General features: G+C 35.9%; 3 protein-coding genes. 1 reads left to right on the forward strand and 2 read right to left on the reverse strand.

Annotated features, from left to right (window positions below; all coding sequences use genetic code 11):
- Window positions 1-21: 21 nt before the first annotated feature.
- Both sprA and ruvA read right to left on the reverse strand, forming a co-directional pair.
- Entirely contained in the window at window positions 22-7,440 is a 7,419-nt protein-coding gene (gene sprA, locus GX311_00595; GenBank protein ID NLK14877.1) for a cell surface protein SprA, read from the reverse strand.
- Between the two features lie 20 nt (window positions 7,441-7,460).
- Window positions 7,461-8,051, reverse strand: a complete 591-nt coding sequence (ruvA, locus tag GX311_00600) for a Holliday junction branch migration protein RuvA (protein NLK14878.1) — start codon at window positions 8,049-8,051, stop codon at window positions 7,461-7,463.
- 395 nt (window positions 8,052-8,446) lie between these two features.
- Between ruvA and GX311_00605 the strand changes: the two genes are divergently transcribed.
- Window positions 8,447-8,684, forward strand: a 238-nt coding sequence (locus GX311_00605) for a hypothetical protein (protein ID NLK14879.1), incomplete at its 3' end; no start/stop codon positions are given.

Genomic DNA, 8,684 nt, shown 5'->3' on the forward strand with positions numbered 1-8,684 from the left:
TTAGTTGATACTGTTTAAAAACTATTCTGACAGTCGATAATTTACTGTAAACCCAAATTTTGCTCGTACCGTTCTAAAATAAGTCGATACCACCGGATTATCAATTGTGTGTTCGTAAAATGCGCGCACATTGAGGTTTTTGCTTAATTGGTAATCGGCACCGATTTTAAATGCATAATTGGTTTTTCCTGCTATCCGTTCAGAAACATTTGTTGATGAAAGATCAGTTTCATTTAACGCTAACTGGTGATTATATGTAACATTATCTCGTATTGAGAAGTCTCCAGTAATATTAACATTACTTACAAATTTTCGTTGTCCGCCACTCTTTGTTTTAAAAACTAATGGAACATCTTTAATTGTATACCCCGACCTAATGGTAAAATCCCAACTTCTAATTTCGGTTAATGTACTGTTTGTAAGATTAAGAGCAACATTCCTGTCTTTTTTGAAATTAACGCCTGAATTCATTCCATTTTTCCACGTTAAGTTTACACCTGTTAATGGATTAAATGATTCCTGGAAAGATACCGAGTTTGCAACAAACTCAGGAATAAAATATGTTCCCTCGATATTCATAATATCTGAAAAACCATCAGGACCTGCGATATAGTCGGGATTTGACTGATAGCTGCCTATCGAATAATTAGAGACATACGCATGTGTCAATGTTACGTTCCTAAAATATTTATTTATTGCTTTAATTTTACTAAGTCCTTTATAATCAATTCTCCAGTTCGGAGCAGCAGCTAAAATAGCTGGAACAATTTTACCCGGTCCTTTTTCAAAATTTTTAGGGTCGGTTCCTTCAAAAGCAGCCTTAAAAGCACTTCTTAATACATCAGGACTATTCTCGGTGTATCCTATTGGATAGCCTTCAAAATCTGTCCCGGGATCATATCCTTGATGATTTACTGCTCGATAGCGCGCTAGTTCCCACGCCACAATCTTTCTATACTCCATAAAATTTTCTATCGCTTCCGATCTGTATGTTTTGTTGCTCACTTTTTGAAATGAAGTACGTATAGCATTAAAAGAGTGCGTGAAATTGCCTTGGCTTTGACGATTGTAGTAAACATATTGTCCGTCGACTTGTTGAAAAACACCATCTATCGCATAATACTGTTTTGTATCATTTGATGTAGAGTTGTGCATCCAATCAAGTGTTATTTGCAAATCGGATAGTGGTTCAATAGTTGCTTTTAGAGTAAAGCGTTTAGCATAAGTTAGTGTGTATGGATTTACAATTGATTCGTCAATATTACTTGACATCCAATGATTGTCAAGAACGCGGTTAATAAATTCTTCGTCGGTTAATCCAAACAAGTAAGCCCAACCTGGTGCTGCGAAACCCTTATTTGATCCTAAAAAGTAGTTTGCCTCTTCTTTGTATCCATTTAAAATTGAACCTCTATCTTCATTGTACGAAAAATTTACGTTTTGCAAACCAGTTGAAATTCGTGTCAAGTATTCCATGGCAATGGAGAATGGACTTTGACCACGTTCACGTTTACCTCGGACAACTAAAACTCCGTTATCCACGTCTGTCTTGGGAATAATTGTTATTTTGTTAGCGTTGTCAACTATAACTTCAGTTTCTATTGTTTTGCCTTCGGCATCTTTCAGTTCAGCGGTTACATCAATCGTTTCTAATTTATGCAATATCTGACGCTTTTCTTCGGCCTGACATTTAATTCGTTCTTTTGTAAACTCAACATCAATTAAATCTTTCTCTTTAAATCGTGTATCTAACGGTTTTTTGAACTTTTTATGTACGTTATCAACATATTGAATAGAGGTAAATAGTCTGTTGAAATTCAGACCAATAGTTAACATACGATTGTTACTATTTTGAATTTGATTTCCAAACTCTGGTGGATTATTTCCTTCACGGTGTCCTATTCGCCAATCATATCTACCATTATAACTTGCTGTTGCTGAGGTCCAGCCCAATAGTGGAATTTTGTTAATCGGTATATTATATGTTATTTTTGTTGTATGATTATAATCCGAAGTAGTTCCTAGTTTCATAATGCTTGGCATAATCACTTCGTCCCTAAGCTTCTCATAATCAGACATCTCTTTGTCTAATCGTCCTTCAGGCTCATCAATTTGTGCAATAACGTTGCTTGTAAAATCAATTTTAATTCCGCGCGATAGGTTGTAACTTAAATTATAACCTCGTGTCCATCTAAAATCCTTGTTATATGAAGGATTAAAGATTTGATTTGGGTTATTAAGATTTCGTCGAAGCATCTCGTTATATTTTCTCTCAACTTGTGTAGTAAACGACACTTGAGTTGGAGCATATGAAAAGTTAAATTCTTTAATTAATGCAAAGGCTTTATTTTGTAGGAATCCAATCGACTTGAACGGTTCAACAACCCTGGGTCTGTTATTAAAAACATATCCTATCGTTCCAACATGTCGGCGTTGACTATTGAACTCTGTGTTAGGATCTTGCATAAACAAGTCGGTAAACGAATAACCAAATGTCCAGTGAGCTATCTCCCAAAAACGATTTTTCTGCGATGGTTTACCAATCTTCACATTAGTAAAATTAAGACTTTTACGTCTTGTATAATCTCGCGCTATTTGCTTAAGATCATCTTTTTCTTGGCGTGATAAGTTTGGATTTGCAAGTGTCGTTGCTAAAGGCATATCCTGATCTAACGGATTATACTCTGGCATGACAAATATCTCTCCATAGCCAAAATACATAGGAATCCTGACATTTGCCTTTTGTGGGAAGAATTTTCCAAGTTCGACGTTCGTCGAAATATCGTATTGGTTTATGTTTTCCATTTGGCGTTCCTGCATACGTTGTTCTAAAGAGCCAAAACCCGATTTAGAAGTACTTCCTGCAATAGTAACATTGGCAAAATCGGCAAGTTGTGTTGCAATGCGACCGATTGCAGCCCAACCTCCATCGTTGGCAAAATCGGTAAGAGCCAACTCATTTATCCAAACTTCAACCGATTTTGACAAACCATCATTTCTTGGGTTACGAATACCTATCATTATTGATTTTACCTCAGCCAAACTCGGATTCCCTTTTACTTTTACTCTGTTCTTACCATCAGGCACAACATATTCGGTCTGAAGATTTATTAAACTTCCCGATTCGGTCATTGCCAAATTACGCTTGTTTTTTACATCGCGTAAAGTTTCGAGTTTTACATCAAGCATGTTGCTCGATGGCCACACTTGATTACGACCCCATTGATTATCAGGATAAAGACCCGGTGGAGTAATATCTATTGGAATTTCGTACTCGTAGTAGTTTTCACGAAAATCGGTACCTATCCGTACAAACACATTTATATCATCTTTGTCTAACTGCCCGATATCGGGAATAGCCTCAGCGTGAATAAACATTTTAAGTTTACCATATCGCCTCATATCCATATCGATATTTTTGTAGACAGCTTTAGCATAACCATCTGGAAGATCTAAAACACGCATTGCAAGAGCCTGCTCGTTAAGTTGAGCAGATTGAGTACCACCGTAATCTATTTCTCTATCAACTCCCGGTGGCAAAACGTAGTTCACGGGTCTTCTCGAGGCATTCTCTTCAATATTTACAGTCAGTATATCAAATGAGGTTTGATCGAGATTTATATTTGGGTTTAAACTTTCCGAGTTTTCATCTAAAACATATTCATAACGTCTCCAATCGCTGCGAACCAAGTCTAATCGTGCAAAACGTAACACAACCGGTTGATCGAAGCCTGTAAGGAACATTCGCATAAATCTGATTGAACGGAAATCTGCAATTTCACCAATCTTATCATCTGGTTTTCTAATTGGAATTTTAAACTGATACCATTTTACCGATTTACTTACCCCGTTGGGCATTTTCATATTTACATTTACAACATCTGCTATGTTTTTCTTATGTTGCTCTAAGTTTTCTTTTGATAAATCGACTTTATATTGAAAATAGTTTTCTGATTGATTTAACGTAAAATCGTTATTTATATCTTCACCGTCAGGCAATGATGTTGACTGTGGTGTAAACTGCATGTTTGTATTAACTGGGGTATTATTCTGTGTGCCAGAATAATATCTGTAACGTTCCAAAATATTATCGGCAGTTAGAGGATTATCGTCAACACCCGGACCACGAAAATATTTAAAATCATCAGCCGAAGGATCTCTTCTAACCCTTTCTTTTACTGATTCAGGAATATTTGGATCAGCTAAAAACGGAGCCAAACGTTCTTGAAATTTGGCTAATTCGCCTTCGTTATTTAATCCATCTAAGCCCAAATCCTGATACTGACGAGCATTGGCATCAACATCAAATGCATTGGTTGTAGCTTGACGAGTTGAAACTATACCCCATGCTGTTTCTGTAACGTTGATTAACTCGGATGTTTTAGGTAATCCTTGTTCAAAACTCTTTCTTCCATCTTTCAGGACATCTTCACTAACATCGCCAAGATTGATATATAAAGAGGGGTTATCTGCCATCCGAACAATATCATTCTCAGCATCTTCTGCATAAGGGTCCATAAGCCAAAACTCAACAAATTCAACGTTCAGACTTTCAAAGTCAGGCGATGTTATTGCCCGTTGCATACCTCCCCAATTTCGTTCAGGCTCAATCAATTCTCCCTCACTGTTAATTCGTTCGAAATTATAGTTATTACTACCTCGTTGTCTAGGATAGTAGGCAATATTTAAAATACTTAGGTTATTATAAAAGCTTTCCTGGTTGTCAACATTCGGAAATAGTTGATTCTCGCGAAATTGACAAGTATAAAGACTCGACATTGCCGATTTACTTACTGGCGAACCATTTTCGTAAAACAGTGGGTCTATGATATACCAACTCATATGAGCGACTCTGCTTCTATAATCTAGATCATTTGGTGGCAAGTTGCTCTCTTCGAAAAGTCGTGGTGTCGAGGCTAAGGACCACTGGTATGGTTGTCTTAAGTCGATATTCGATGTTGCTCCTTCAAAATCGTCAATAAAGGCTTTGCCCTCTTTATCTATAACTTTATTGTGACCAGGTATTAAATGTGCAAATTCACCCTCTAAAGCTATAGACGAAGGAGCTTTAGTGCTTATTAAAGGTATTTTATCAACTAATTTTGTTAGGAAGGGCACTTCACTTCTATAGCTTGCATTCAAGCCCCATATAGTGTTATTTATAGGCTCATTACCCAAATTAACTTTTTTGGTGAAAGGATTTTCGCGTAAATTGAGAATGGTTGCTCCCATGTTAAATTTACTACCAAAATCGTATGTCATATTAGCACCTATAAGAGTTTTTGTCTGTATTGAAAACATTGTGTTGCTTTCAAGCTTAATTTGAACAGGGGTTCCACTCTCCATAATCGCAGGATTGGTAATGGTCAATCTACCCATCATGTAATCGACAGTATAATCACTATTTTCTTGAAGTACTCTTCCTCCGTGCGTTACACTTACAGAGCCTCTTGGAATATTCATTGCATTTAAAAGGATTTCAGCGCCCCCAGCCGACTTATATTCACCTTTTATCGCAAACTTGTTCTTTTCTGTATTTTGCCGTGCAACTGTCTTAGTTGAATCGTACAATTGCATAAAAACATATTTGTCGGCTTCCACCATGGCTTCACTGTTTGATGTTGGACCAAACTTATCTCGCAAATATCTGCCAAATGGCTCAAGAACAGGGAAATAAATCAATCCACGTTGTTCATCAATTGTCACTCCAGAAACAAAGTCAAACACTCCGTCGCCTTGAGTTGTTCGCTGGTTTTGTTGATCTAAGTTATCAAGGTTTAATATTCTTAATAGCTGTATTCCATCAACATTTGGATAATTTGGGGTAGCTAACGAAAAAACTTCACGACCTGTTTTAACATCATTATATACAATATCTAATATAAAATCTTCTCTGTTGATTTGAAACCCTCCCAAACGATACACGTTTTTCATCATCAGATTCCAGTTGGTATATGATGGACTAAAACTTGTTCCTTTTATCAGTTTTACAATAAGTGTCTTAGGAGACTCTATGTCACTTGAAAGCTCGCCTACCGAATTGGTAGAATTGCCATAAGTGTATTTATAAGATACTGCAAGTACTTCGTCTGATTTAAGTTGTGTATTTAATGATATGTATCCCAAAACAGTATTAACACGATATTCTGCCGGACTTAGTTTTCTTGCATTCTCAATTATTTCGTAGTCTCGACCTATGCGAAATCCTTGCGCTTCGAAACCCGCCATCACATTGGCAACTTGAGAAATATCGCGAATTTCAGGAATATCTTTTACCATGTCGTACAAAGTATTGGCGGTATTGCGTGGATTGTCAGCCTGACTTGGATTAATGTTAATACTCTGGTTTTGAAGATTCTCAACTCTGTTTTCAGCCAGGTCAAGAAAAGCAACCAGGTTTCTGGTGTTATCGGTAGTACCTTGTCTATTAAGCACCCAAACCTCGACATTTTGAACTGATATACCCGACTGAATTAATGGAAGATTTAACAGTGCATTTTCATAACTGTCGCGAAAATAGTGGTTTAAAAAATAGTGTCGGTTTTCATCATATTCATCAGCCTTGATATCGAACTTGGTTTTTTGTGCACCACCCTGAACTTCAATGGTTTTTGTTTCACTTTTTTGCTGTGAAAATACCGATGTTATGTTAAACTTTCCAAATTTAAGCTCAGTCAAAACACCCATAAGAGTCTGATTGCCACGAATCAATGAACTGGTAAGCGGTAACGACACATAACCGGCTTCAATTCGTTGTATAATATCATCTTCGTTACCTTTATACCTGATATTTACTTTATTCTCGAAATCAAAAGCAGCTTCGGTGTCGTATTTAATTTCTAATTCAAGATTTTCACCTATTCTACCATTTACGTTAATTTGGATATGCTCATCAAAGTCGAAAGTAACATTTCTTCGCATTGGCTCTGGAAGCGAGTAATTATCGGTTTGGTCATACTGGACAGCAAACGTTAAAGAAGCCTGTCCTCTGACCTTGATATCGATGGTATTACTTCCAAAAATTGTTTCAAAAAATTTGCCGCCAACATATAGCTTTGGTATCAAACCTCCCTGATGTTCAAAGTTTTCATTTCTCGCCCTCTCCGACCAATAGCTTTTTTCTGCTTTAGAAAAATCGTAATCTACGTACTCTTGGAGTGTCATTCGAACAGGCGGACGATAATCTACCTTGCCGTTTATAGTACGTTTCAACAGATATTCTCCTGTAAGTGGATCATATACAACTTCGTCTGTAAGAGATTCTGGCAAATCCATCATCAGCGGAGATGTAAATTGCGTACTATCATACAACAGGCCACTATCATCTTCAAAGGGGAATACAAGATTTAATGTGTCGCTGCTGTTTACATGTTGAGCAACAGATAAAAGGGCATTAATAACAAGAAGGTTTGTTAAAAATATTTTGACAATATGTTTCAAAATCCGGATAGTAATATTGTTTATAACTGCTTGAGTGAAACCTTTATAAGATCTTCAACATTGGCAAAAGTCCTATTTTTAAGCTCTTTATTTAAAACTGTTTCTACTGCCTTTTTTGAAAATCCTAACATAACTAATGCAGATAACGCTTCATCACGTATAGTATTGTGTGACGGTGCAAACAATTCTTTTTGAGCAGGTGAAGTACCTAATTTATCTTTTAATTCAACAATAATTCGCTGAGCTGTTTTTAAGCCTATCCCTTTAACTGTTTTTAATACATCTACATCGCCGTTACTTATTGCTATTGTCAGCTCTTCAGGATTCATAGAAGAAAGCATCATCCGCGCAGTACTGGGACCAATACCCGAAACTGTAATTAATTGTCTAAAAAGTTGTCTTTCCGAATCTTCAAAAAAACCAAACAAAAGTTGAGCATCTTCGCGTATTACCTGATGAATATATATTTTTATATCGTCACTACTTCCATTTGACTGAATTGATGAAAAAGTGTTAAGAGTGATATTGATATAGTATCCAATATTACCCGTATCTATAACAACAAACGTAGGTGTGATTTGTGAAATACGACCTCTTATAAATTCAAACATAGCGAAATATAGTTACACAATTAAGTTGGCAAAGTTATAATTTTTCGTCAAACAATTAAAACTACAGATAAAGTAAAACTAAAATATAAGAGCCTCAGTTAATAAGCTTGTCGAAAAGATCATTACAACACGAAATACACTGACAGACAGATTATCACTGATAAAGATTAAATAATCATTGTAATCCTTTGCATCCGTGTTATTTTTTTAACAAATCATTAACATTTATATCCCTTCATTATAAGCCCAACATATTTTACTGATATTAAACATATTATAAAAAAATGCGGAAAACACCTAAGATCTCTCCGTAAAAATACCTATTGCACCATAAAATTATTTTATTTTATTTTACACTATCAAAATGGCAATATATTAACTAAATATCAAGCGTTATGAAAAGAATTTTACTCTCAATTCTATTGTACTTGGCACTGTTTGTAACAGCTATAGCACAACAACAAGGCTTTAATTATCAAGCCGCCATACAAAAACAAGATGGCACCACACTTCAAAATCAAGAGGTTAATTTACGGATTAGTTTGATTGACCAAAGCGGCAATACCGTATATTACTCTGAAACACAAAACAGTACTACCAACAATCTTGGTATAGTTAACTTAATAGTAGGGC

The sequence above is a fragment of the Bacteroidales bacterium genome (assembly GCA_012519055.1).
Classification (GTDB): Bacteria; Bacteroidota; Bacteroidia; order Bacteroidales; family Salinivirgaceae; genus JAAYQU01.